The following is a 24,849-nucleotide window of genomic DNA, read 5'->3' on the forward strand; positions in this document are numbered from 1 at the left end:
GCCGCAGGCTGGATCGCCGGGGATGTTGTCACGGTGGCGAGCACGGGTACCTTTGATACTAAGCATGCGGGTACCGGTAAGACGGTTAACCTGAGCGCTACCAGCTATGGCGGCGCGGATAACACTAACTACAGCATCACCGATCAGGTGACGGCCTCTGCTGCCATCTCAAAAGCGAACCTGGTGATTACTAGCGATGATGTTACAAAAACATATGACGGTACGGTCATTGCAGAGGGCTCAGCATCAGCGACATCGGGTACGCAAATGTTTGTCGACGACAGCCTGACGGGTGGTACGTATGCCTTCACCAATGCGCATGTCAGTCGTGATGGTAGTGGTAATGTTCTCAATAACAAAACCGTTACCACCACAGGCGTCACCGTCAATGACGATAACAACGGCAATAATTACGCGGTTACCTATGCGGACAACATCACCAGTACCATTAATCCTCAAGCTTTATCATTAGTGTTGGCTAATCAGAGTAAGACCTATGATGGCTCGACCAATGCGCCGCTTGATACGACTGATTATTCACTCACTGGATTTATCGGAACTGAAGATGCCAGTGTTACACAAACTGTGGGAACCTATGACAGCAAAAATGTTCTGGATGCCACTAATGTAACCGCCGCCCTGACTAGCAACGACTTTACGGCAGATGCATTAACGGCTTTGAGTGATTACGTTCTGCCTATAACCGTGGTTGCCGAGGGGAGCATTACAACGGCAACCCTGACGGCGGTTGCTGATGTGCAGGATCGTACCTATGACGCTACTAATGTTGGCACACTGAATGATATTACTCTGCAGGGCCTTATTGGTAGTGAAACATTGCGGACTGCTCAAACAACTGGAGGTGACACGTTATTTGGCGACAAAAATGTTGGCGTTGATAAGACGGTTACTGTTACGGGAATTACGATCAACAACGGTACGGGAGTTGAAGCGGGTCTGAGTTCTAATTACCAGGTTGCTTCCACCGCGACAACTAAGGCCACTATCAGTAAAAAGGATCTGACAGTAAAAGGTGTGGTTGCGCTCGATAAGGTTTATGACGGCAAAACTACCGCGCAAATTAACACCAGCATAGCATCGCTTGATGGTGCAATTACTGATGACCTTGTCAGCATTGGCAGCATGACTGGTAGTTTCCTAGATAAGAATGCAGGAGACAATAAAGTGGTTAATGGTAGTGAGGTTGTACTCTTAGGGGCTGATGGCGGAAACTATAATCTGATACAGCCCACAGGGTTACAGGCCAGTATCACTCAGAGAGCACTAACAGTCTCTATTAGTAGTACTGATGATAAGGTTTACGATAGCGCTACTGATGCGATTGTTACATTGGCTGATGATCGTGTTAGTGGTGATCAGTTATCCTATGTTTATGATGCAAATTTTATCGACAAAAACGTGGGTAATAATAAGTTTGTTAGCGTTAGTAATATTAGTTTAACCAGCAGCGCAGATTTGACTAATTATACGGTAAATAGCACAGCATCTGGGTTTGCGGCTGTAACGGCTAAAGCGATTACCATTAGTGGCATCACGGCTGGCGACAAGACCTACGATGCAAACACAGCAGCGATTATCGATGTCAGTAGTGCTGCAGGTTGGATCAACGGGGATGATGTCACGGTAGCGGCTACGGGGGTGTTTGCCACTAAAGATGCCGGCACGGATAGAACGGTGGCACTGAGTTCTAGCTATAGCGGCGCGGATGAAAGCAACTACGTCATCACCCATCAGTCGACAACTACGGGCGATGTAACGGCTAAAGCGATTACCATTAGTGGCATCACGGCTGGCGACAAAACCTACGATGCAAACACAGCAGCGACTATCGATGTCAGCCGTGCTGCAGGTTGGATCAGCGGGGATGATGTCACAGTAGCTTCTACGGGTGCGTTTGCCACTAAAGATGCCGGCACGGATAAAACGGTGGCACTGAATTCTAGTTATAGCGGCGCGGATGAAAGCAACTACGTCATCACCCATCAGTCGACAACCACGGGCGATGTAACGGCTAAAGCGATTACCGTTAGTGGCATCACGGCTGGCGACAAGACCTACGATGCAAACACAGTAGCGACTATCGATGTCAGCGGTGCCGCAGGTTGGATCAGCGGGGATGATGTCACGGTAGCGGCTACGGGTGCGTTTGACACTAAAAATGTCGGCACGGATAAAACGGTGGCACTGAGCTCTAGCTATGGCGGCGCCGATGAAAGCAACTACGTTATCACCCATCAGTCGACAACCACGGGCGATGTAACGGCTAAAGCGGTTGCCATTAGTGGCATCACCGCTGGCGAAAAAACCTACGATGCAAACACAGTAGCGACTATCGATGTCAGTAGTGCTGCAGGTTGGATCAGCGGGGATGATGTCACCGTAGCGGCTACGGGTGCGTTTGACACTAAAGATGTCGGTACGGATAAAACAGTGGCACTGAGCTCTAGCTATGGCGGTGCGGATGAAAGCAACTACGTCATCACCCATCAGTCGACAACCACGGGCGATGTAACGGCTAAAGCGATTACCGTTAGTGGCATCACGGCTGGCGACAAGACTTACGATGCAAACACAGCAGCGACTATCGATGTCAGTAGTGCTGCAGGTTGGATCAGCGGGGATGATGTCACGGTAGCGGCTACGGGTGCGTTTGCCACTAAAGATGCCGGTACGGATAAAACAGTGGTACTGAGCTCTAGCTATGGCGGCGCGGATGAAAGCAACTACGTCATCACCCACCAGTCGACAACCACGGGTGATGTAACGGCTAAAGCGATTACCGTTAGTGGCATCACGGCTGGCGACAAGACTTACGATGCAAACACAGTAGCGACTATCGATGTCAGCAGTGCCGCAGGTTGGATCAGCGGGGATGATGTCACGGTAGCGGCTACGGGTGCGTTTGACACTAAAGATGTCGGCACGGATAAAACGGTGGCACTGAGTTCTAGCTATGGCGGCGCCGATGAAAGCAACTACGTTATCACCGATCAGTCGATAACCATGGCTGATGTTCAGTCGACAACCACGGGTAATGTTCTTCTGAATACGATTGTTACTGATGTTGTAAATACTCCAACATCAGCCACTGGAGACGTGACCTCTGAAAATATTAATAGCAGCGCAGTTAATCGTAGCGGATTTGGTAGTAACGCTACTGGCATGATGACTGGCTTGATGACTGACTTGATGACTGTCGCTGATGCCGGTATCTCTGGTTTGCAGGCTAAAGATGAAGAGGATAATAATGGCGAGTGACGCATTAAACTATGATTGAATACATGGCATCTAACTAGGCATGTATTCAACGGAATATGATTATTCAAGTCATTAACTAGTACGAATGATAGCGATTACTCCTAATTGACAGGTAAATCGCTAAATAGAACCATTAATAATCAGGATAGATATAAAATGCATCAGTTTAATTGCACTTTTTTTACCATGGTGCTTGCCAGTAGTGTCGGCAGCGTTCATGCAGCGACTATACCCCCAACTGATTCTGGGCGGTTGTTACAAGACACCAGAAATAGTCAAAGCATCACTAAGCCTATGCAGCAATTGAATGGTTTGACTTTACATGGATCGCCGTTGAGTGAATCAACACCGGGAGGGGCAAAAATCCTGCTGAATAAATTTAATGTTTTTGGTAATACTATATTCGATTATGATCAATTACTGGCTGTGTTGGGAACGGATACACAGGGTAAGAAGTATGATTTAGCAGAGTTAAAGAATCTTGCTAATCAAATCAGTATTTTTTATCGAGATAACGGCTACCCGTTTGCGAGAGCCTTTATTCCTGCTCAGGAGCTTAATAGTGGTGAGCTCACCATTGGCATTCTTGAAGGCCGTTATGGTGAGGTTCGCACTACGGGTGATCATTCGTTGTCTTCTATGACACAGGGCTTCTTGATGTATATACAGCCTGATGTGGTGATTGACGAGGCTAAGCTGGAACGTTCAATGCTTTTGTTAAGTGATCAACCAGGGGTTGATGTTGTTCCTGTGATACAGCCAGGGAAGGAAGTCGGCAAAGGTGATTTGATGGTTTCCGTCCAAGAAGGTAAACGCTACGCTTTATCTGTCGGCTTAGATAATTTGGGTAATAGGTATTCTGGTCGTAATCGCGCTACAATCGATTTAAATGTTAGCAGCTTACTAACGGTTGGAGATAACCTGTCGTTCAATCTTTTTCGAACAGATGAAGAAACTTGGCTAGGACAGGCAAAATATGAAATGCCAATTGGATTTTCTGGTCTAAGAGCTTCAATCGGATATTCTTATTTGAATTATTTTTTGGGCGCTGAATTCGAGGATAGTGATTTTTCAGGAAAGGCTACAACAAGGAGTTTTGAATTAACTTACCCACTTATCCGTTCATTAAGTCGTAACGTTACTGCTCTAGGCAAGTATAATATGGCTAAATACTCAGATGAGCGACTTGGTTTTATTGATACAAAAGATGGGGATAGCTTTCAATTCGGCATACAGTTTGATAACCGTGATAGTTTTTATGGCGGAGGGATTACTTATGGCAATATTTTGAAAGTAGAAGGTGATATTCATCACTCTTCGGGTGTGGGTTTTGATCGTTTTAACCTTTATAAAGGTCAGTTATCACGTCAGCAGAATATGCCGGACAGCTTCTCACTATTTGCTAATTTAAGTGGCCAACACTCTGATAAGTCAGTAGATGGTTCAGAGCAACTGGCACTGGGAGGTGTATCCGCAGTCCGAGCTTATCCACAAGGAGAGGGCAGTGGGAGTAAGGCTTGGGTGGGTCAAATAGAGCTTCGATATCAGATTGATGATTACCAGCCATTTGTGTTTTATGACTTAGGTAAACGTTTCAATGTTGGTGCGGAAGAAGTACGAAAATTGGCCGGCGCTGGTTTGGGTATCAGGTATCAAAGGGATAAATTTAATGTTGAACTGATGTCGGCTTGGAAGACAACAGGGGGTGATTCGTTATCTGATAACAAACAAAAAAGTGCTCGTATTTGGTTTAAAACCGGCATTGTTTTCTGAAAAAATTCAGTAACATGATGCCTTTACTTATAAATATCCATTAAGGAAAGTGTAGTGAATACTATTAATATTGATAATAAAGAGTTTGATGTTGATGCATTGTCGGAAAATGCTAAAGCTCAAATAATTAGCTTGCGTAGCTGTGATCAACGTATGCAAGATCTACAGCAGGAGCTGGCAATTTTGCAGACTGCTCGTAATGCCTATTCAAATGCTTTAAAGGCAGAACTACCGGATGATGCAGATGATGCAACAGTAAAATAATAAGTACCTTCTAACCTATCTTGGATGTTTTTCTTTGAAAAATGGAAATATTAATGCGTACAATAATTAAAAGTATAATTACGATTATAGGCATAACATTCAGCTGTCTTGTATGGTCAGAGGAAAGCCCTAAAAATCCTAATGTTGTTACTTATGGTGATTGGGGTTTGCAATGCACTGAAGAGGTTAAACTACATATCTGTCAAGCAGTACAAGTAATTTGGTTAGAGCAAGATGAAAAAAAACAGCGAGTTCTTACTCTGCAATTAATTCCAAGGAATGAGGAGCAGAAAGTGCTGCAACTCAGTTTTCCACTAGGCGTTGATTTAAGACCCGGCATTGTAATCGCGGTTGATGATGGCAATGAGCAGAAATATCCTTACACTACCTGTGCCAATCAAAGTTGTTTATCTCTAATTTTGATGACAGAAGAACAATTATCTATGTTTGAGAAAGGTAATGTATTAAAAGTAGGTTTCAAAACTTTCGAGTCTGATAAAACTGTAGTGCTCGAGGTTTCGTTAAAGGGCTTTACAAAAGCTAATGCGGAGGTGAAAAAAGCGTTGATTAAGTAACCTAGAATTATATAGGTTATCTATTCTGAATAAGCGTTTGACGTGGTCAAGTGACTTTTGAAAAATCAGTAGCTATTATTTTTAAGAAAAATAAAATGGTCAATAGGGCCGTAGCCTAAAAAGCGACGGTCCTTATAAATTGCTTCATTATTCATGCGCCTCTTTTATCTGATTGTAGTCCCCTAGCAACAATGGCTTTACGGAAAAAATACGTAGCCCTTAATTGATGCTAGTCACAGATCATATTTTTGTGTGAAGAAGGTTGGACATTATTACTAAATATTCAGTAAGTGAAAATCACTCATCGGGAAGTCTTCTATAAATAGTTTTACGACGAATCTTATAGTTAAATTAATACTTGTTTACGACTAATATCAAACTTTATTATAGGAATACATTACCCCTCTCCGCTTTCTTATTCATATTCTGGCTATCCTTAACCCGACATGGATATTAATAATAGGCAGTTATACAGATTTTGTTACAGGGTCATAATCACAGTATCATCAGGTAATAAAAAAGCCACCAACATGATGTTGGTGGCTTTTACTTTTATAAATACTTTAACAAAAGTTTAGATTATCTGATTACGCTTTTCTACGGCGAGTAAATAACAATGGTGTCAGCAGTAATATTAACCAACCAAATGAACCACTTTCTTTCTTATTAACAATTGATACTGAAGCAACCATTGAATCTGAGTTGCCGTTGCTATCATTTACTGTCAACTGAAAAGAGATAGTTTCATTTTTCGATACTTTGGGTGCTGTAAAGCTAATTGACTCAGCGCTTGCGTTGAAAGTCACCGGAGTACCTGCCATCTGTACCCAAGCATAAGTAAGTGCATCACCGTTAGGATCTGATGAGTTAGCACCACTCAGTTGTACACTTTCGGTTTCAACAACAGCGGTACTACCTGTAATCATCGCGGTAGGAGCACCTTCAACTTGAATAGCAACACTTGAGTCATTAACAACTTCAATTGTATTTATATCGTCTGCACTGTGTGTAAGAACAACATTTGCTGTACCACCTTTAAACGTATCTTTAATCTCAGTAGAGAAAGTAAAGACTCGTGGATCAGTTGCGACAGGCGTTAATGCATAACATATAACTAAGCCAGAATATATATCTGCAATATCACCAACAGAACCGGCTTCACCGCCTGTATAAGGTGATATTGCATATACGTCGGTACGACCTGATGTACCTGCAGAATTTTCAAGGCCAACAGTAACACCTAAATCAGCACCAACAACATGTGTCACATTATCGTAGGCAAACATAATATTGCCAGTAGAGTTCTCAAAGACCACTTCAAAATCGATATTATCAGAAACACTTGCATCGCCATTATGGAAATCCCAAGGTCTCATATCATCAAACTCAATGAAGCTATAATCACCAGCTGAGGCAATACTAATACCAGAGGTATCGGTACGAACAATTTCCATATCACGCCAAAATGGGGCAACTAAGTTGTTAGCTTCCGCTGTATTGGGTAATAACTGGTTAACCCAAGGTGTTGAACCGGCTGTACCACTTAAGTAAATAAAACCATCATCTGTTACAGAAACTGAACTAAATGACTTGCCTAAAAAGTTGGCGTCTAAGCTATATGTCGCGGTAACCGTGTCGCCATTTAGCGTACCAGGTAAGATATCAAAATCAGCTAAATCAAGGTAACCACTACCTTGACCAAAATCTGGTAATGCACAACTTGTATCATTATCATTGGTCGTTTTAGTATAGAAGGGCTCAACACCAAAGAGTGATTCTTGAACAACAGTCCAGGTAATATCATTACCGCTAATTACCGCATCACCGCTAACAGAAGCTTCATCAAGCGTCATACTTGCAGGTACTGTTGCTTTAACAGTATATGTGCGCTCGCCCGGGGTTAAGTTTGCAATTACACTCACTTCATAATCAACACGGTCTTGACGTTCCATGTATGCATTTGCATTACTTGAAATAGACACATCGTCCATGCCACGCATAAGGTCAACAGATACTAATCCTAAGTTGCCTGCATTTTCAAAGCTTGTACCTAAGTCAAGAGCACCGTAGTACATATCACCTTGTAAAGCACCGTCAAGTGACCATTTAACACGTAAGTCAAATTCTGTTAATGCAGTTATAGCAGTGTCAGCTTCGATAGATAAGTTATCACCAGCTTCAGCATCTACAATAGCTGTTGCTAAGGTATATGCATCTTCAGCACCTTCCTCTGATGCCGCCCAGTTTTGAACAGCAACCCAGTAACTACCGGCTTCAGGCATAATTAGGTCAACTTTTTCAAGTGCAGTAGCGGTTGCACTGATACCCACTTCCTCGTCTTCTTGTGGAATACCATCGCCATTAGCATCTAAACCTACGCGTAGATCTAAATCTGGAGATGCTGACGCTAAGATTTCTGCAACAAAACGTTTTGCATCAGCAGGAACGGTATGCAGAGTAACATTAATGCCATCTGCTAAATCATCGTAAGCATCACTATTATCGCTATCGACAGCTAATGTCGCCTCAGTTTTTTCTGCCTTAGTCAAACCGTACGAACGACTGGTAAATTCAGTAATTTCAACCGCCATAACATTTTCAATTAAGAAGCTATCTTGATCGCGATTTGCGTCGAAAGATAGACTGTCTGGTATGTTACCATTTGAAGCCTGCACGCTTACAGGAATTCTAGCTGTTGGATGAATATTTGATGTCATCACAACGTGGCCAAATGACCAAACATCACTTTCTGCAGCAATGGCATCAACGCTAATTGCTATAGTCTGGCTTTCGCCGGCAGCAAGTGTAAATGTTGCCGGAGTAGCGGTAATGATTAAACCATCAGAAATCGTAGTGCCTTCAACAGTCCAAGTGCCATCTGCTGTAGCAGTTACAGTACGGGTCCAATCACACAAACCAACACAGCTAGCATTAGCAACCGATGGAATGTTTAATGTTTTAGGATCCCCACCTTCTTCAGGATTAGCAGCAGTGTAGTTCGCTGCGGTTTCATTCATTACAAGACCCGTTAGATGCGCTAAATTTACCCGTATACTACCAGCCCCCATATCAAAGAAATCAGCAGCTGTTGTGCCATCTTCTTTACGAACATCGGTAATGGCTGTCAACATTAATGCTGAACGAATGTTATCAGGTGTCCATGTTGGATGAGCTGATTTCAATACCGCACCAGCGCCAGCGACATGAGGAGCTGACATTGAAGTCCCTTGTAAAAAGGCAAAATCTGTTGGTGCTGGTGTGGTTTCGTCATGACCAAATTGCTGATCTGAATAGGCCGCATAAATTGAAACCCCTGGAGCTGTTACAGAAGGTGTCATGATATCAGGAACTGTATTATTACCGCCTCGTGAAGAGAAGTCAGCCATATCATCTGCTTGGCCAATTTGTAACTCACCGACTGCAGTAGTAATGGTTGCAGTATGTCCTTCACCACTTGCTAACCAAGTACGTAAAGCATTACCATTTTCTGCGTTGATATGAATACCAGGTACCACGTAAACGTCATTGGCTACAGCATTTGAACCACCATCTATATTACCAAGTACAAAACCACCTGCGCCACCATCAGCAGCATTTATTGCTTTTTGTACACGAGCAATTTCGCCTCGGTCACAAACAACTATTTCACCTGAGAATGTATCTGTAGGGAAAGGTTGTAAACATTGTGCAGGGTCTCCATCAGGATCGTTGCTGTTAGCGTAATCACCAGCCCAAACGATACTTGCTGTAATACCTTGTGAAGCGCTCTTACCTTCAATAGCCGCTAATTCAGTATCACCACCGGTGAATGCGCCAATTTCTTTTTCAAAGGCAACTTCACGGCCGTGTGTGGAAGCACCAACAACAGTATACCAAGGAGCATTTTTCGAAGTGGTCAATGCATCTGGACCGTCATTACCCGAAGAAACAGAAGAAAAAATACCGGCTTCTTGAGCGGCTAAGAACCCCAATTCAGTTGAGCTTGACCAAGGATCGCCACCACCACTAATCGAGTAGTTAATCACATCAACGCCATCAACTAGCGCATCATCTAGCGCTGCAATAATTGCGGCACCTGGACAACCCGAATATTTATCACCAGTGTCGCCACCATGACATATTTGATAAGCAACAATGTTTGCGTGCGGTGCTACACCAGAGATTTGAGCAAATTCAAAGCCTGTTGTGTTTATACCGTCACCTTCAATTTCACCTGTTTCAGGGTCAACTAAAGGCACATCATGTAGGATGTTACCACCAGCAGTACTTGCAGTATGAGAACCGTGCCCGCCGTAATCTTCACCATTTTTTGCTGGTGGGGTAGCACCAAATACATCAGCATCGTCATAGCTGTCTGTAATAGTGTCATATGAACGTACACCAATTAATTTGTCGTTACACAAAGCAGCGAAATCGCCAGCACAGTCACCCGCGTAGACACCTGATCCCCATGGGTTAGTATGATCGTAGCCGTCATCACCAACGTCGGCAAATGATCTGTGATCCGTATTTGCACCGGTATCAAGCACACCGATAATTACGCCTTCACCCATGTTAACAGCACTTTGGCCTTGACCATCCCAAACTAAAGGTGCGCCAACGTGAATTGGGCCGGTATCAGTTTCTAAATGCTCAGTTTTTTCACGCTCAACGTATGCTACATCAGCAAATGCCGATAACGCTTGAGCTTCATCTTGTGTTAAACGCACAGCCATACCGTTGAAGGCATTTTTATATTGATAAGTAACGTTTAAACTACTGCCTAATTTTCCTGACGCCTTGGTTAAGAAAGTCTGGTGTTTAGCTTCTAAATAATTACTGTAGGCCATTATTTCAGGCGCTTGAAAATCAAGCCGTAACTCTTTTCTGATTTGTTTAGAGCTTTTGTTGCTATGGGCTAAAGATTTAAAAAGAGACTTCTTGGCAATTTGAGGATTAGTCGCTGTTAAACCGGCAACAGAACCGTCGTATGTAGCAACTGGTTGGTCTTTAAGTCGAATAATATAAGTATAAGTACCACCAGTTAAGTCTTTTTCAGCCCGAAATTTTTTAACTTGCGTTTTATTGTATGTACCACCTTTATTTATTGAAATTGGTGCGACTGACTTTAATGAGTCAGCCAAATATTGCGTTTGAACTGTGCTAGCAGATGCCTGCATAGTGGCCATTGATAATAGCGCTGTAGAAACAGCAATGGTTACTTTGTTATTCACAAGGAGCTCCCTAAATGCACAGGATAGTTGTGCAGTTTATTATTTTATATTTAGTAAATCCATTTAATATTAAAGACCTACTTATTTCACAAGACGAAAAACGCAAAAATGCGATGAGTAAACATAGCAATACGTAAATAAAATGTAAAGTTAGTGTAAATTAATGTCAGTGCAACTTTTATTTAAGAGGATGTTTATTAGAAAAATTGGAAAGTAGTGTTTACAAAATGTACCTTGGGTTTTTATTAGGTCTAAAATTAATTCTTCATTAGGGACAAAATTAATTGACTAGTTATCTAGTATCTTTTTTAGTTTTATTTAACAGTAAATTTAGCAATTTAATCTAAATGTTATTAATTAATATATTTTGGCTGGAAAAACGGTAGGTATTTAATCGTTGGGGATAATCAGTGACTTTAAGCGTGGTAGCCTACGCACGTAGCGTAGACTACCAGAGGTTGAACTTAGCTTAACCTGAGTTTAGTGAGTTGTACCGTCAATAAATTGTGCTAATTGAGGACGCTTAAATTCATAAGTGGTCAGACAATAATCACAAGTCATCGACACACTACCTTGTTCAACAATAATACTTTCAAGCTCACTAGGTTCAATTTGAGAAATGGTATTTAAACACTTTTCTTCTGAGCAACTACATTGATAGCTAACAGCTTGCGGCTCAAAGAGTCTAACCTCTTCTTGATGATATAACCGGTAAAGCAAGTCTTCGCTAGCTAATGAGAATATCTCTTCAGATTTAATCGTATTGGTGAGTTGGCACAAGTGCTCAAAATCAGCTTGTTGTTGCTCTTTATCATCACCATCAGGTAGTAATTGAATTAAGGTGCCTGCTATTTGCGAGCTTTGCTCATCACTAAATAGCCAAATTTTAGTGGGGATTTGTTCTGAAACATCAAAGTAGTGTTCTAAGCATTCGGCCAAGGTATCTTGCTCAAGCGCTACAACACCTTGATAAGGTTCGCCATTGCTCGGCCGAATAGTGATGATCATATTACCTTTACCGATAAGTTCTTTTAGCGTCGTTGCATTGGTTTCGCTCACCATACGTGCAATACCACGCATTTCTTGGCGATTATTGCCATTTACGGCTAAATAACCTATTGGGCCATCGCCTTGAAGTTGTACCGCAATTTCACCTTCAAATTTTAATGTTGCTGTTAATAAGCAAGTCGCTGCCACTAATTCACCTAACAATTGCTTTACGCCCAGCGGGTAGTCGTGTGCAGCAACAATGTCTTGGAAGGTTTGGCTTAAGTTAACCAATTCGCCTCGAGCATGTAGGTTGTCAAATAAATAGCGATTTAAGATATCTTTTTGCATGGTCACTGTTTATATCCTTTCTTTTAATTGCCGAATTTGTCGACGTTGTTTCTTATCAGGTTTAGTGTCACTGGCTGGGCTGAGCAAAATACCCTGCTGGCGGGCTAAGTTGTTTCTCTCACGGGTTTTAATACTTTCAGGCGTTTCTTGATAAAGTGTTTGAGCAAAACTTGCATCTCGACGTTTATCTGCCAAGGCAATGACCAAAACATGTTTTTCTTCAAAACCTTGGCGAATGGTAACGCGATCACCTAAAACTACAGCTTTGCCTGATTTACTGCGTTGGCCATTGTAGAATACTTTACCGCCATCGATCATCTGTTTTGCAATCGCTCGGGTTTTATAAAAGCGCGCTGCCCACAACCACTTGTCTAAGCGGGTTGACTGGGTGTTGTTTGTCTCAATAACGTTAGGTTTGGTCATTGTTTTGTTTATATCCCGTGTAGGCATTATAAATTGGCGAAAGTTAACATAACGCTAATGTTTACGCTAGTTAGAATGCATTTGGTTACATTTTTAAGCTTATACCAAGGTCGTTAAATAAAGTCATTAAATTATTGTTCACCTTTATTGGTTAAAATACACTAGGGCAGCGCTGGTTATGTTTAGTCTGAAACAATAAACACCTGCCCTGATTTACTTTTGCTGTGCGCAACTAGATTACAAACTTCATGAAAAATGGCATAATTATAGGTAAAAATAATATGACGTCTTGTTGCGAGGCGTTTGGTCAAGTATCATCAAAGCGACTTGAAATCTCCAGACAATAAAAAAATTATAAACAATGACCTTATCGAATAACCTATCAAACGCGTTTGATCAGCTTGCTAAGCTGCCACAACAAAAAATTACCCAGGTAATTATCTTGGTGTTGCTGAGTTATATTGCCTTTCTCTTTGCGCAAATAACCTGGCTAGGGTTAGCAGAGACCGATAATAATGCGAACTTAACACTTAATAATTTATCGTCTGTTTCAGTTGCGCCAAAAGAACAAGTTCAGGTGAAAGCCATTCAAGCACTCAATCTTTTTGGTGTTTTTTCTCAGCAAAACGTAAATCGTGTTGAAGAGGTTGTTGAAGACGCGCCAGAAACACGGCTGCAACTCATTCTAACCGGTGTGGTTGCCAGTAGTAACAAAGCGACTGCCGCGGCAGTAATAGAAAGTAGGGGAAAGCAAGAAACCTATAGTATCGGTGAAAATATCAAAGGCACTCGGGCCGTGTTAGAAGATATTTTTCACGATCGAGTCCTGTTAAAAATATCGGGTGGCTTAGAAACCTTAATGTTTGAAGGCTTAATATTTGATAAAAAAATTAAGGCTATTAAACCACGTTACAATCAGCAAGCTGTGACGCAGCCGACAAAAAATACCAGTCAAAACTTTTCACCCACCAATATTGTTGATCAACGAGATAATAAAGCGCTAGCCCAAGTGACCAGGTCACTACGAACAGAATTAGCTAGCGACCCAGGTAAAATTACTGATTATTTAAAAATTTCACCTAAACGAGAAAATGGTAAAATTACCGGCTATCAATTAATGCCAGCAAAAGATCCAACTTTTTTTCAAAGTGCGGGTCTTAAGTCAGGTGATGTTGCGGTACAAATGAATGGTTTCGATTTAACCGCGCCACAAGAGGCAGCTCAAGCGCTACAATCTTTAAAAGAACAACGCGAAGTTTCGCTGTTACTTGACCGTAATGGTGACATAACAGAAATACTCTTCAGTATAGACAATTAGAATAAAAGGAATAATAAATGCGCAAATTATTAAGCGCACCTTGGTATAAGCGAAGCCTTACCGGGGTTGTTACTGCAGTTTTACTCAATAGTATTTTGCTTTCTGCCAATATCAGTGCTGCAGAATATTCGCCCAATTTCAAAGGGACAGAAATTGGGGAATTTATTAATATTGTCGGTAAAAACTTAAGAAAAACCATGATTGTCGATCCAAACGTACGTGGCAAAGTTAATGTCCGTAGTTATGACTTATTAACTGAAGAGCAATATTATCAATTTTTCCTAAATGTTTTAGAAGTCTATGGTTTTTCTGCCGTATCAATGGACAATAACATTGTCAAAATCATTCGAGATAAAGATGCAAAAACCTCATCTATCCCAGTAGTCGGTAATGAAAACCCCGGTGCAGGTGACGAAATGGTTACCCGTGTGATTGAAGTTAAAAACGTCACAGTTCGCGAGCTTACGCCATTGCTGCGCCAATTATCAGATCAAGCAGGCGGCGGCAACGTGGTTAATTATGATCCTGCCAACGTTATTATGTTAACGGGCACCGCGGCTGTTGTTAATCGCTTGGTGCAAATTATTGAACGGGTTGATAAAGCGGGCGATCAAGACGTACAAATCATTAGCCTTAAATATGCATCGGCTGGCGAAATGGTCCGTATTATTGAAGCAATGAACAAATCTGGCCAAGGCAAAGGCTCTAGTACACCGACTTTTTTAATCCCTAAAATTGTGGCTGATGAACGCACCAATAGCGTTATTGTTAGTGGCGAAGTCAAAGCGCGTGAGCGTGTGGCAAGATTAGTGTCACGTTTGGACAGTGAATTAGAGTCAAACGGCAACACACGGGTTTATCATTTAAAGTACGCAAAATCAGAAGACATGGTGAAAGTACTTCAAGGGGTTAGTGAATCTATTGAAGCAGACTCTTCTACAACAACTTCATCATCGCGAAAAAGCAAAACACGTAATGTCAGTATTGACGCCCATGAAGATACAAATACTTTAGTTATTACTGCCCAACCAGATATGTTGCGCTCATTAGAAGCGGTTATTCGCCAGTTAGATATTCGTCGTGCTCAAGTGCTTATTGAAGCCATCATTGTCGAAGTATTTGAAGGTGATGGCGTCAACTTAGGCGTGCAATGGTATAGCGAACAAGGTGGTGTTACTCAATTTACTAACGGTGTTGCACCGATTAGTTCTGTGGCAGCTGCTGCAGAAGCGGCTCGCTCAACTTCTGGAACTAAAGGTTCAACAGTCACTTCAGAGAGTGGCGCGGTTACTGTTAACCCTGATCAAGCCGATACTAAAGGTGATTATAGTTTATTGGCTCAAGTATTAGGCTCTGTTAGTGGCACTATGTTCGGTATTGTGAAAGATGACTGGGGCGCGATAGTCCAAGCGGTAAGTTCAGATACCAATTCAAACTTATTGTCTACGCCAAGTATTACCACACTAGATAATGAAGAAGCCTATTTTATTGTTGGCCAAGAAGTGCCTATTATTACTGGCGCGCAAACCGGCAGCAACAATAGTAATCCCTTTCAAACAGTCGAGCGCCAAGAAATAGGTATTAAGTTAAAAGTCACACCACAAATTAATGAAGGCAGTGGCGTGCAGTTAACCATTGAACAAGAAGTGTCTTCGGTCAGTGGTGCTACGGGTGTTGATATCTCAATCAATAAACGTGAAATTAAAACCACCGTGATGGCTGATGATGGCGCAACCGTTATTTTAGGTGGCTTAATTGATGAAGATGTGCAAGAAAGTGTGCAAAAAGTCCCTTTACTAGGCGACATTCCATTTATCGGCCACTTGTTTAAATCTACCAATAATACCACGCGTAAGCGTAATTTGATGGTGTTTTTACGGCCAACTATTGTCCGTGATGGCAAATTGATGAATGACCTGAGTAGAGAAAAGTACAACTATATTCGCGCACTGGAAATTCAAAAGAAAGCAGCGGGTCTTGAGTTAATGTCGGGTGAGAAGTTGCCTATTTTGCCAAAATGGAATGATCAATTGGCATTACCGCCGTCGTTTGACGAATACATGAAAAAGCGTGATGAAGAAAAGTCATCTGCTGAAAACGAATAGTCATGAGTGACATTGCCCCACAAACACAAGTGCTTGTTAACGCAAATGAACAAGGTGCTGCCAGTGAAAACACCTTAGCAGCTGATGAGTCGTCAACGATTGCCGTTAGTGACATTTTGAAAGACGAAAATGTTCGCTTTCGCCTACCCTTTGGTTTTGCTAAGCGCCACAGTGTGTTGGTGGCAAATGACCAGGGTGTATTACGTTTAGTTTGCACTGACTTGCTCAGTGCTAATATTTTGTTGGAAGTACGTCGTGTACTCAAAGCACCTTTTACCCTTGACGTAAAAAGTGCCGAAGAATTTGAACAATTGTTAATCATTGCTTATCAGCGTGATTCATCAGAAGCGCAACAAATGATGGAAGACATTGGCAACGAGGTTGACTTATATTCCCTTGCCGACGAGATGACGGAAACCGAAGACTTATTAGAAAACGAAGACGATGCACCGATTATTAAACTGATCAATGCCATGCTCAGTGAAGCCATTAAAGAAAACGCTTCTGATATTCATATTGAAACTTTTGAACAAGCGTTGCAAATTCGCTTCCGTGTTGATGGTGTATTACGTGAAGTGTTAAAACCTAATCGTAAATTAGCCTCATTACTTGTTTCACGTATCAAGGTTATGGCCAAGCTCGATATTGCGGAAAAACGCATTCCTCAAGATGGTCGTATTTCGTTAAGAATAGCGGGTCGAGCCGTAGATGTGCGCGTTTCCACCATGCCAACAGGCCATGGTGAACGTGTAGTTTTACGCTTACTAGATAAAAACTCAACACGTTTAGACTTAAAAGACTTAGGCATGAGCGATGGTAACCGAGCACGTTTTTCTGAATTAATTGAAAAACCTCACGGTATTATACTGGTTACTGGGCCGACAGGATCAGGTAAAAGTACCACTTTGTATGCCGGTTTAAGCCAAATTGATAGTAAAGAACGTAATATTCTCACGGTGGAAGATCCCATCGAATACGCTATTGAAGGTATTGGACAAACACAAGTTAATACCAAGGTTGATATGACTTTTGCCCGAGGTTTACGCGCGATACTGCGCCAAGATCCCGATGTGGTTATGGTGGGTGAAATTCGAGATTTAGAAACAGCCCAAATTGGCGTGCAAGCGAGTTTGACTGGACATTTAGTCTTATCTACCTTACATACCAATACAGCGGCAGGCGCGATAACGCGTATGGAAGATATGGGTGTTGAACCTTTCTTGCTTTCATCAAGTTTGCTAGGTGTTTTAGCGCAGCGATTAGTCAGAACCTTATGTCCGCATTGCCGCGAATGTAGCACCCCATCAGCAGAAGAGCGCAAGTTATTGCAACTAAGTGACGAGGATACCGCGCCAATATACCGATCTGTGGGTTGTGAAGATTGTAACTTTAAAGGTTATCGGGGCCGAACCGGTATTCATGAACTGATTGTCGTTGATGAGAAAGTCCGTGCATTAATTCATAACGGTAAAGGTGAGCAAGCGATTGAAAAATTTATTCGTAAATCGACACCCAGTATACGCCGTGATGGTTTTGATAAAGTCATGCTTGGCGAAACCACGATTGAAGAAGTATTGCGTGTTACGCGCGAAGACTAACAGTCGACTCATCTAAGTACCTAACTAAGTACCGAACTAAGTATAGATAAATTGTAAACTATGGCAGCATTTGATTATCAGGCAGTAGACAGCCGAGGCAAAAATAAAAAAGGGGTTATCGAAGGCGATACCCCTAGACATGTGCGTAATTTATTGCGCGAACAGGGCTTAATGCCGATTGAGGTGACGCCCTGTCTGCAAAAAAGTAAGCAAGAAAGTAAAAAGTCTATTTTTGCTGGCGGTAAAAAAATATCAGCGTCGGAGTTGGCATTAATCACACGGCAACTATCAACCTTAGTTGAATCAGGTTTGCCGATAGAAGAGTCCTTGATGGCTGTTGGTGAGCAGTGTGAAAAAATCGTTATAAAAAGCATGATTATGGCGGTGCGAACAAAAGTCACCGAAGGCTATGGTTTAGCTGAAAGTATGGCGGAGTTTCCGCAAATATTTAATCACTTATTTCGCGCTATGGTTGCTGCGGGTGAAAAATCAGGCCACCTCGAGAAAGTATTAGACCGTTTAGCGGATTACACCGAAAAGCGACAACAACTGCGCTCGCAGCTTATTCAAGCCTTGGTATACCCGGTTATTATGACCGTAGTGGCCACTGGCGTTATTGCTATATTACTGACCGCTGTAGTACCAAAAATTGTTGGCCAATTTGAGCATATGGGTGCTAATTTACCCGCCACCACCCAGTTTCTCATTGCCAGTAGTGACTTTTTACGTGACTATGGTTTGGTTATTGTGCTGATTGTCGTCGCACTGATGTTACTTTGGTCGCAACTGCTGAAAAAGGCCAGTTTTAGGTTTGCTTATCATAAGCGTTTTCTTGCCATACCTGGCATAGGTAAAGTAGCAAAAAGTGTCAATACCGCAAGATTTGCTCGTACCTTGAGCATTTTAACCGCGAGTGCCGTTCCTTTATTAGAGAGTATGAAGATATCGGGTGAAGTACTCGACAATTTATATATTAAGCAAAGTGTTAAAGAGTCAGCGGATAAGGTCAGAGAAGGAACAAGTTTACGGGTGTCATTAGAGCAAACTAAGCTGTTTCCTCCCATGATGCTACATATGATCGCCAGTGGCGAAAAAAGTGGTCAGCTTGAACACATGTTAGGTCGAGCTGCAGATAACCAAGATCGTGAGTTTGAGGCTATTATTAATATATCATTAAAAGCATTTGAGCCAGCTTTAATGGTGGTAATGGCCGGTATTGTATTATTTATCGTGATGGCTATTTTACAGCCAATTCTTCAGTTAAATACGTTAATAGGAAATTAGAAATGAAAGTAGTAAGAAATATTCGAGGTTTTACCCTGTTAGAAGTTATGGTCGTTATCGTTATTTTAGGCATTTTAGCTAGTATGGTTGTGCCTAATCTGCTTGGCAGCCAAGAGCGTGCCAATATCCAAAAGGCGGTGTCAGATATTAATGCGTTGGAAACGTCTTTAACCATGTACAAAATGGATAATTATCAGTACCCAACTACGGAGCAAAGCCTAGAAGCACTGGTCACTGAAACGGATATAGAGCCAGCGGCACGTCGTTTTCCACAAGGCGGTTATGTTAAGCGTTTACCTAACGACCCTTGGGGCAGTGAATATCAACTACTAAACCCAGGGGAACATGGCGCTATGGACGTTTTTTCTATGGGACCTGATGGTGAACCCGGTACAGACGATGACATTGGTAACTGGAACCTAGGCGATTATCAATAATCAGTCGCCTAGATTATTGACTCACTATGAAGCTTAAAAATGGGCATTTGCCTAAAGATAAACATCGCCAGCAAGGTTTTACCTTAATTGAAGTGATGCTAGTGATCGTGTTAATTGGCGTAATGGCTTCTGCAGTACAATTTACTTTTTCTGGTAATAAAGCTGAACAACTATTAGAACAAAACAGTGCCCGTTTTGCCGGCGTTTTTGATGTCGCTGCGGAATACGGCCTGTTAAATAATATAGAGTTAGGCTTGTTTGTGGAAAAAAATACTTATCAATTTCTTGGCTATGACGGTGTTAGTTGGTCGCCGATTGCCAGTAACCCTATGTTTGAGGTCTTTACTTTACCTGAGGGTATAGAAATCACCTTACAGCTTGATGATCTGCCTATTGAAGAACCTTTGCTGTTTGATTCGTCGTTATTAATTAATGAAGATCAAGACGATAACTTTACTGAAGAAGAGAAGAAAAAAATCATCCCTCAAGTGTATATGCTCTCTGGCGGTGATATCACCCCTTTTAGTTTAACCTTTTCATTGGCAGAGTTTGCTATTGATGGCGATGTAGATATCAGTTTTAAAGTGTCTGGCATCTACACCACACCATTAACGATAGAAGGGCCATTAGTTAATGCTAACTCTCGTTAACTTTAGTTTTCATAAACTGGCAAAAGGTTTTACCTTAATTGAGGTTATGTTGGCGATGGCAGTGTTTTCAATTGCCGGTATTGCTATTTTAGGTACGGCAGATACCAACGTGCGTAACTTAGGTTATTTAGAAAGTAAAATTATGGCGAGTTGGGTGGCATCGAACCAGTTAGTCGAAGTAACGGTTAATAATGCATGGCCACCCAAAAACAATAAAAAGGGTAAAGTAGAGCTGGCAGGACAAACATGGTTTTGGCAACAAAAAGTACTTAAAACAACGGACAGCGACATGCGTTCAATTGTGATGCAAGTGCGACTTGACGAGAAAGAAACTTCAGCGTTAACCAGTTTAACGACTTATATCTCTAAGCCTGACCAATGAAAATTTCTACCATTAAATATGGTTTTTTGACAAAACCCGTTAGCCTTATGCCAAAGCGCAGCAAAGGCTTTACCTTATTAGAAGTGCTGATTGCGATTGCAATTTTTTCAGTGATCAGTATGGCAAGTTTTAGCATTTTTGAAACTGTGATTAACAGCGACACAGTAAGCAAAGTACGCACTGACCGTATTAACGAACTGCAGCGGGGTTTTTTAATTATCGAGCGTGATATGTTACAAATAGCGCGACGCAGTGTACGTTTAAACGGTGAAGCACCTCTGAGCGATTTTTTACATACTGACAACGACAGCTTTACTACTAGTGAACAAGCCATCGCCTTTGTTCGTCATGGTTGGACTAACCCAGGATTACTATTACCTCGCAGCGATATGCAGTCGGTAGCTTATCAACTAAACGAAAATACTGTCGAACGAGTACACTTTAATTTTGTTGATGCGGTGTTAGGCGAGGAGCCAAAAGTTAGGCCATTAATATCGCAGGTAGAAAAACTAAATTTTGAATTTTATGACGGGGAAAAATGGCAAGAAGCCTTGCAAGAGAATACCTTACCAATGGCGATTGCAATTGAAATAGACACCACAGACTATGGCATAATTCGTCGCCAATTTATCGTTGCCGGTGATAACCTGCAAGATAATGGGAGCTAGCAGTGATGACTATTTTTGCAGGTAAACATAGCGCTAAAGGTGTTGCGTTAATCACCGTTATGCTTATTGTGGCATTAATCGCTATTTTGGCAACGCAAATGACCGCGCGGTTACAATTACAAATGCAACGCACGACCAATATTTCCTCAAACCAGCAAGCCTATTGGTATGCCATGGGCGCAGAAGCCTTTGCAAAAAGAGTGTTAATACAATCCTTTGCAGATAATGCCGAGGTAACACATTTAGGTCAAATATGGGCGCAAGGGGAGAACACTTTTCCTGTCGATTTTGGTGAAATTACCGGTGAGATAACAGATTTAAATAGCTGTTTCAACTTGAATGCCTTACGAGCCGACGATGATGACAGTAACAATATTAGTAATAATGGTGATATAGCGACCAAATCGCCAGCACGAGCCGCGTTTGAAGAATTACTCATTGTCATGAATATTGAAGGTGTTGGCAGTTTTGAAGCGCAATATATGGCAGATGCATTAACCGACTGGTTAGACGCTAATAGCAGCATCTCAAGTTCAGGTGGTGCTGAAGATAATGATTATGCCGCAAAAGCATTTCCTTATTTAGCGGCGAATAATTATCTTGCTAGTATCGGCGAGTTAAGAGTCGTTGAGCATTTTACGGTCAATGTCATTAATAAACTAAAAGACTATGCCTGTGTGTTACCTAATACTAACCTCAATAAGATTAACGTTAATACCATAGCATTAGATAAGCCTGAAATACTTGTCGCTATGTTAGGGATAAGTCAAAATGAAGCGACACAAGTCTTGACTGCTCGCGGTGAAGAAGGCTTTAAAAGTGTTGATGAATTTTTTAATTTAAGTGAGTTGAGTAAGGCTAAAATACCCCCCGAGAAAAAACAACAATTTGCCGTTACCAGCGAGTATTTTAAGCTCAAAACAACAGCAAGTTTTAATAACAGTTACTTTGCTTTGAATACCATTATGAAAGTAGACAATAAAAACAATATAAGTGTGATCAGTCGCATCATAGGACGAGAGTAATGGGTGAAACCTTATTTATCCGTTTAGGCAGCCAAGTTGAAAATAAAATTCACTGGCTGATCAAAACCAACGGACAAGAAGATATTATTGCAAGTGGTGAGTTACCTAATGCGAAGGCATTGAGTCAATTAACTGAAAAATCGACAGCACGGGATGTGGTCGTTTTTGTACCAGCAAGTGACATTGCCATTAAACGCTTAAAAGTGCCTGGTTCATCTCAACGCGCTATTCGTTTAGCGGCGCCATATATGATGGAAGAAACGCTGGCACAAGATGTTGAGCAACTATGCTTCTCTTTTAGTGATACAAAACAAGATGAACAGGGTCATAACTGCTTTGTTGCGGCACTTGAGCGTAAGCAGTTAGAGCTTTGGCTACAGTGGCTGGCCAATGCAGGAATATTCACTGAGTCAATCATTCCCGATGCTTTGGCATTACCCTTGGATAGCCAAAGCAGTACGGCAGTGATGCTGGGTGAGCAAGTATTAATCAGGCTTGGTGCATGGCAAGTTATGTCATTTGAAGCCAATGCATGGCCTATTATTGCGCAACACTTCAGTGCACAGGCAGAAAACAGCGCACTAGCAGACAATGAAAACACCATTTTGGCCTATTCATCTCTACCGCAAGTGCCGGGTGAAATAAAGGTCGAATACTTACCCGAAGAGTTGCCTTTAGCTATTTTAGCGAATAATCATTCCGCTAAATTCAACCTACTGCAAGGTGAGTTTCAAGTAAAAGAAAAACGTTCAGCAACCAAAACCAATTGGCTTTGGGTTGCCGGTATTGCCGGTGTAGCTTTAGTGCTTAACTTTACCCTTAAGGGGGCAGAATTATATCGCTTGTCAGATCAGCAATCGGTGATTGAAGCGCAAATTATCGCTAATTATAAAGCAGCATTTCCTGAGACTAAGCGGGTGAAAGTGTCAACTGTTCGCTCACAGTTACGGCAAAAATTAGCCGAGGTGGGTAATAGTGACGAATCTATAGGTTTTTTATCATTATTAGTTAAGCTTGAGCCCGCATTAGCCAGTGTGCCTGAGATTAAACCACAAACACTAAAATTTGACGGTAAACGCCATGAAGTTCGTATGCAAACTATTGCCAAAGATTATCAATATTTTGAAAAGTTAAAAGTGGCGCTTGAAAAGGCAGGATTAACCGTGAATTTAGGCGCACAAAATAATCAAGGTGAGCAAATTTCAGGCTCGTTTAGTATTACAGATACCGCAGCTAAGGGGCGCTCATGAAAGCTTGGTGGCAACAGTTAAATATTCGTGAACAACGTTTGGTCAGCGTGATGTCAGTGCTTATGTCGATATTTATTTTATATGGTCTTATTTGGCAGCCGTTGACGGAAAATATCGAAAAAACAACATTAAAGCTTGAACGTCAACAAGCCTTGTTAACTTGGGTGACCGAAAATACTCAACGCTATCAACAAGCAAAACGTAGTGCACGCGCCAATTCGGGCGCAAGTTTGTCGAGCATAGTCAACCGCACTTCCAGCGCTAACAATATAACCATTACTCGCATGCAGCCCCAAGGCGATGACTTACAGGTCTGGATTGATGAAATATCATTTAACCAGTTATTAACTTGGTTAGAACAATTGGCTATTAACGATGGTCTGCAAGTTAAAAATATAGATCTTAGTTCAGCTGATCAACAAGGTATGGTTCGTGTTCGTCGATTACAGTTAGGAAAGAGTTAATGAAAAAGAAGTTTGCTTATATCGCCATCTTTTTAACCGCGTACAGCGTTTTTGTTTTAGCATTAATGCCGGCAAGTTGGTTGATGGCGCAAATTAAATTACCGAAAAATATCACTATCGCCGCAGTAGAAGGCACTATTTGGCGAGCCCGTGTTAATCAGGTAATGGTTGATGACGTTGTGATTAACCAAGTGCAGAGCTCGCTATCGTTTATGTCTTTGTTAACGCTTGACCCAAAACTTGATATTAGTTTTGGTGGTACTTTAGTCAATGGCCCTGAAGGACAGTTGACGATAAGTGGCCTATTATCTGACATGGTTATTAAAGATGCGCAGATAGACCTTGCTGCAAATACCGTGACCGCAAGGCTTAACTTACCGGTTAATGTTATTGCCCATGAACAATTAGCGCTAACTATTGACCGTTTTATTATTGGCACGCCGATATGTCTTGAATTACAGGGTAATTTGCAATGGCGTAATGCGGGTATTACCGCTTTTGATGAAAAAGTTGAGTTTGGTACACTTAAGGCAAAACTAACCTGTGATAAAGGCGAACTTGTCGCTGATATAGACCCTGAAAATAATTTAGGATTAAGTTATCGTGCCCAGTTAAAGCAAGGCGGGCGTTTCTCAGGTAGTGGATATTTAAGCCCAGGGGCTAAATTTCCTGAGCAATTAAGATCAGCATTAAGCTTTTTGGGTAAGCCAGATAATCAAGGTCGATATCGCTTAAAAATATAACGGCTATATAATGCCTACATAAGATATCACTCACCTTACACTTAGGTGAGTTTAGGTGAG

At 41.7% G+C, this 24,849-nt stretch carries 20 protein-coding genes; 17 read left to right on the forward strand and 3 right to left on the reverse strand.

Features of this window, described 5'->3' with window-relative positions:
* The 4 genes from H4J59_RS15565 to H4J59_RS15580 all read left to right on the forward strand — a co-directional run.
* The coding region (locus H4J59_RS15565; protein ID WP_220469854.1) for an S-layer family protein at positions 1-3,279 on the forward strand (3,279 nt) is incomplete at its 5' end.
* A gap of 156 nt (positions 3,280-3,435) precedes the next feature.
* On the forward strand, positions 3,436-5,052 hold the full coding sequence (locus H4J59_RS15570; RefSeq protein ID WP_182240905.1) for a ShlB/FhaC/HecB family hemolysin secretion/activation protein: 1,617 nt from the start codon (positions 3,436-3,438) through the stop codon (positions 5,050-5,052).
* Between the two features lie 54 nt (positions 5,053-5,106).
* Positions 5,107-5,316 carry a DUF6447 family protein gene (locus tag H4J59_RS15575; protein WP_182240906.1) on the forward strand — a complete coding sequence of 70 codons (210 nt, stop codon included), beginning with the start codon at positions 5,107-5,109 and terminating at the stop codon, positions 5,314-5,316.
* A 53-nt stretch (positions 5,317-5,369) separates the two neighbouring features.
* Positions 5,370-5,891, forward strand: coding sequence for an invasion associated locus B family protein (locus H4J59_RS15580; RefSeq protein WP_182240907.1), 522 nt, complete (start codon positions 5,370-5,372; stop codon positions 5,889-5,891).
* 587 nt (positions 5,892-6,478) lie between these two features.
* Here the strand turns inward: H4J59_RS15580 and H4J59_RS15585 are convergent.
* The gene (locus H4J59_RS15585) at positions 6,479-11,104 is read right to left on the reverse strand and encodes a S8 family serine peptidase (protein ID WP_310733209.1); all 4,626 of its coding nucleotides are present in this window, start codon (positions 11,102-11,104) and stop codon (positions 6,479-6,481) included.
* A 14-nt stretch (positions 11,105-11,118) separates the two neighbouring features.
* Here H4J59_RS15585 and H4J59_RS19525 point away from each other — a divergent pair, with 14 nt between their 5' ends.
* A complete protein-coding gene (locus H4J59_RS19525) occupies positions 11,119-11,241 on the forward strand; it encodes a hypothetical protein (RefSeq protein ID WP_259369564.1) in 123 nt (40 codons plus the stop codon).
* A 343-nt stretch (positions 11,242-11,584) separates the two neighbouring features.
* On the opposite strand, the gene hslO is transcribed toward H4J59_RS19525, so the two are convergent.
* Together hslO and hslR are read right to left on the reverse strand one after the other, a co-directional pair.
* The gene (hslO, locus tag H4J59_RS15590; protein WP_182240958.1) at positions 11,585-12,442 is read right to left on the reverse strand and encodes an Hsp33 family molecular chaperone HslO; all 858 of its coding nucleotides are present in this window, start codon (positions 12,440-12,442) and stop codon (positions 11,585-11,587) included.
* A 9-nt stretch (positions 12,443-12,451) separates the two neighbouring features.
* A complete protein-coding gene (hslR, locus tag H4J59_RS15595) occupies positions 12,452-12,865 on the reverse strand; it encodes a ribosome-associated heat shock protein Hsp15 (RefSeq protein ID WP_182240908.1) in 414 nt (137 codons plus the stop codon).
* Positions 12,866-13,226: 361 nt separating this feature from the next.
* Here hslR and gspC point away from each other — a divergent pair, with 361 nt between their 5' ends.
* Genes gspC through H4J59_RS15655 form a run of 12 tightly spaced genes read left to right on the forward strand, consistent with a single transcriptional unit; the run spans position 13,227 to position 24,789 of the window.
* Positions 13,227-14,183 carry a type II secretion system protein GspC gene (gene gspC, locus H4J59_RS15600; protein WP_182240909.1) on the forward strand — a complete coding sequence of 319 codons (957 nt, stop codon included), beginning with the start codon at positions 13,227-13,229 and terminating at the stop codon, positions 14,181-14,183.
* Between the two features lie 17 nt (positions 14,184-14,200).
* Positions 14,201-16,288, forward strand: coding sequence for a type II secretion system secretin GspD (gspD, locus tag H4J59_RS15605; RefSeq protein WP_182240910.1), 2,088 nt, complete (start codon positions 14,201-14,203; stop codon positions 16,286-16,288).
* Between the two features lie 2 nt (positions 16,289-16,290).
* Positions 16,291-17,886 carry a type II secretion system ATPase GspE gene (gene gspE, locus H4J59_RS15610; RefSeq protein WP_182240911.1) on the forward strand — a complete coding sequence of 532 codons (1,596 nt, stop codon included), beginning with the start codon at positions 16,291-16,293 and terminating at the stop codon, positions 17,884-17,886.
* Positions 17,887-17,946: 60 nt separating this feature from the next.
* Positions 17,947-19,170, forward strand: a complete 1,224-nt coding sequence (gene gspF / locus H4J59_RS15615) for a type II secretion system inner membrane protein GspF (protein ID WP_182240912.1) — start codon at positions 17,947-17,949, stop codon at positions 19,168-19,170.
* Between the two features lie 2 nt (positions 19,171-19,172).
* Positions 19,173-19,607 carry a type II secretion system major pseudopilin GspG gene (gspG, locus tag H4J59_RS15620; protein WP_182240913.1) on the forward strand — a complete coding sequence of 145 codons (435 nt, stop codon included), beginning with the start codon at positions 19,173-19,175 and terminating at the stop codon, positions 19,605-19,607.
* Positions 19,608-19,633: 26 nt separating this feature from the next.
* Positions 19,634-20,257 carry a type II secretion system minor pseudopilin GspH gene (gene gspH, locus H4J59_RS15625; protein ID WP_182240914.1) on the forward strand — a complete coding sequence of 208 codons (624 nt, stop codon included), beginning with the start codon at positions 19,634-19,636 and terminating at the stop codon, positions 20,255-20,257.
* Positions 20,241-20,639, forward strand: a complete 399-nt coding sequence (gspI, locus tag H4J59_RS15630; protein ID WP_182240915.1) for a type II secretion system minor pseudopilin GspI — start codon at positions 20,241-20,243, stop codon at positions 20,637-20,639. The genes gspH and gspI overlap by 17 nt, the downstream gene beginning before the upstream one ends.
* On the forward strand, positions 20,636-21,307 hold the full coding sequence (gene gspJ, locus H4J59_RS15635; RefSeq protein WP_259369565.1) for a type II secretion system minor pseudopilin GspJ: 672 nt from the start codon (positions 20,636-20,638) through the stop codon (positions 21,305-21,307). The genes gspI and gspJ overlap by 4 nt, the downstream gene beginning before the upstream one ends.
* Positions 21,308-21,312: 5 nt before the next feature.
* A complete protein-coding gene (gene gspK / locus H4J59_RS15640; protein ID WP_182240962.1) occupies positions 21,313-22,332 on the forward strand; it encodes a type II secretion system minor pseudopilin GspK in 1,020 nt (339 codons plus the stop codon).
* Positions 22,332-23,582, forward strand: coding sequence for a type II secretion system protein GspL (gspL, locus tag H4J59_RS15645; RefSeq protein WP_182240916.1), 1,251 nt, complete (start codon positions 22,332-22,334; stop codon positions 23,580-23,582). The genes gspK and gspL overlap by 1 nt, the downstream gene beginning before the upstream one ends.
* On the forward strand, positions 23,579-24,046 hold the full coding sequence (gene gspM, locus H4J59_RS15650; protein ID WP_182240917.1) for a type II secretion system protein GspM: 468 nt from the start codon (positions 23,579-23,581) through the stop codon (positions 24,044-24,046). Before gspL ends, gspM begins: the two co-directional genes overlap by 4 nt.
* On the forward strand, positions 24,046-24,789 hold the full coding sequence (locus H4J59_RS15655; RefSeq protein ID WP_182240918.1) for a type II secretion system protein N: 744 nt from the start codon (positions 24,046-24,048) through the stop codon (positions 24,787-24,789). Before gspM ends, H4J59_RS15655 begins: the two co-directional genes overlap by 1 nt.
* Positions 24,790-24,849: the final 60 nt, after the last annotated feature.

This window comes from Colwellia sp. MB02u-10, from assembly GCF_014077185.1.
Lineage (GTDB): Bacteria > Pseudomonadota > Gammaproteobacteria > Enterobacterales > Alteromonadaceae > Cognaticolwellia.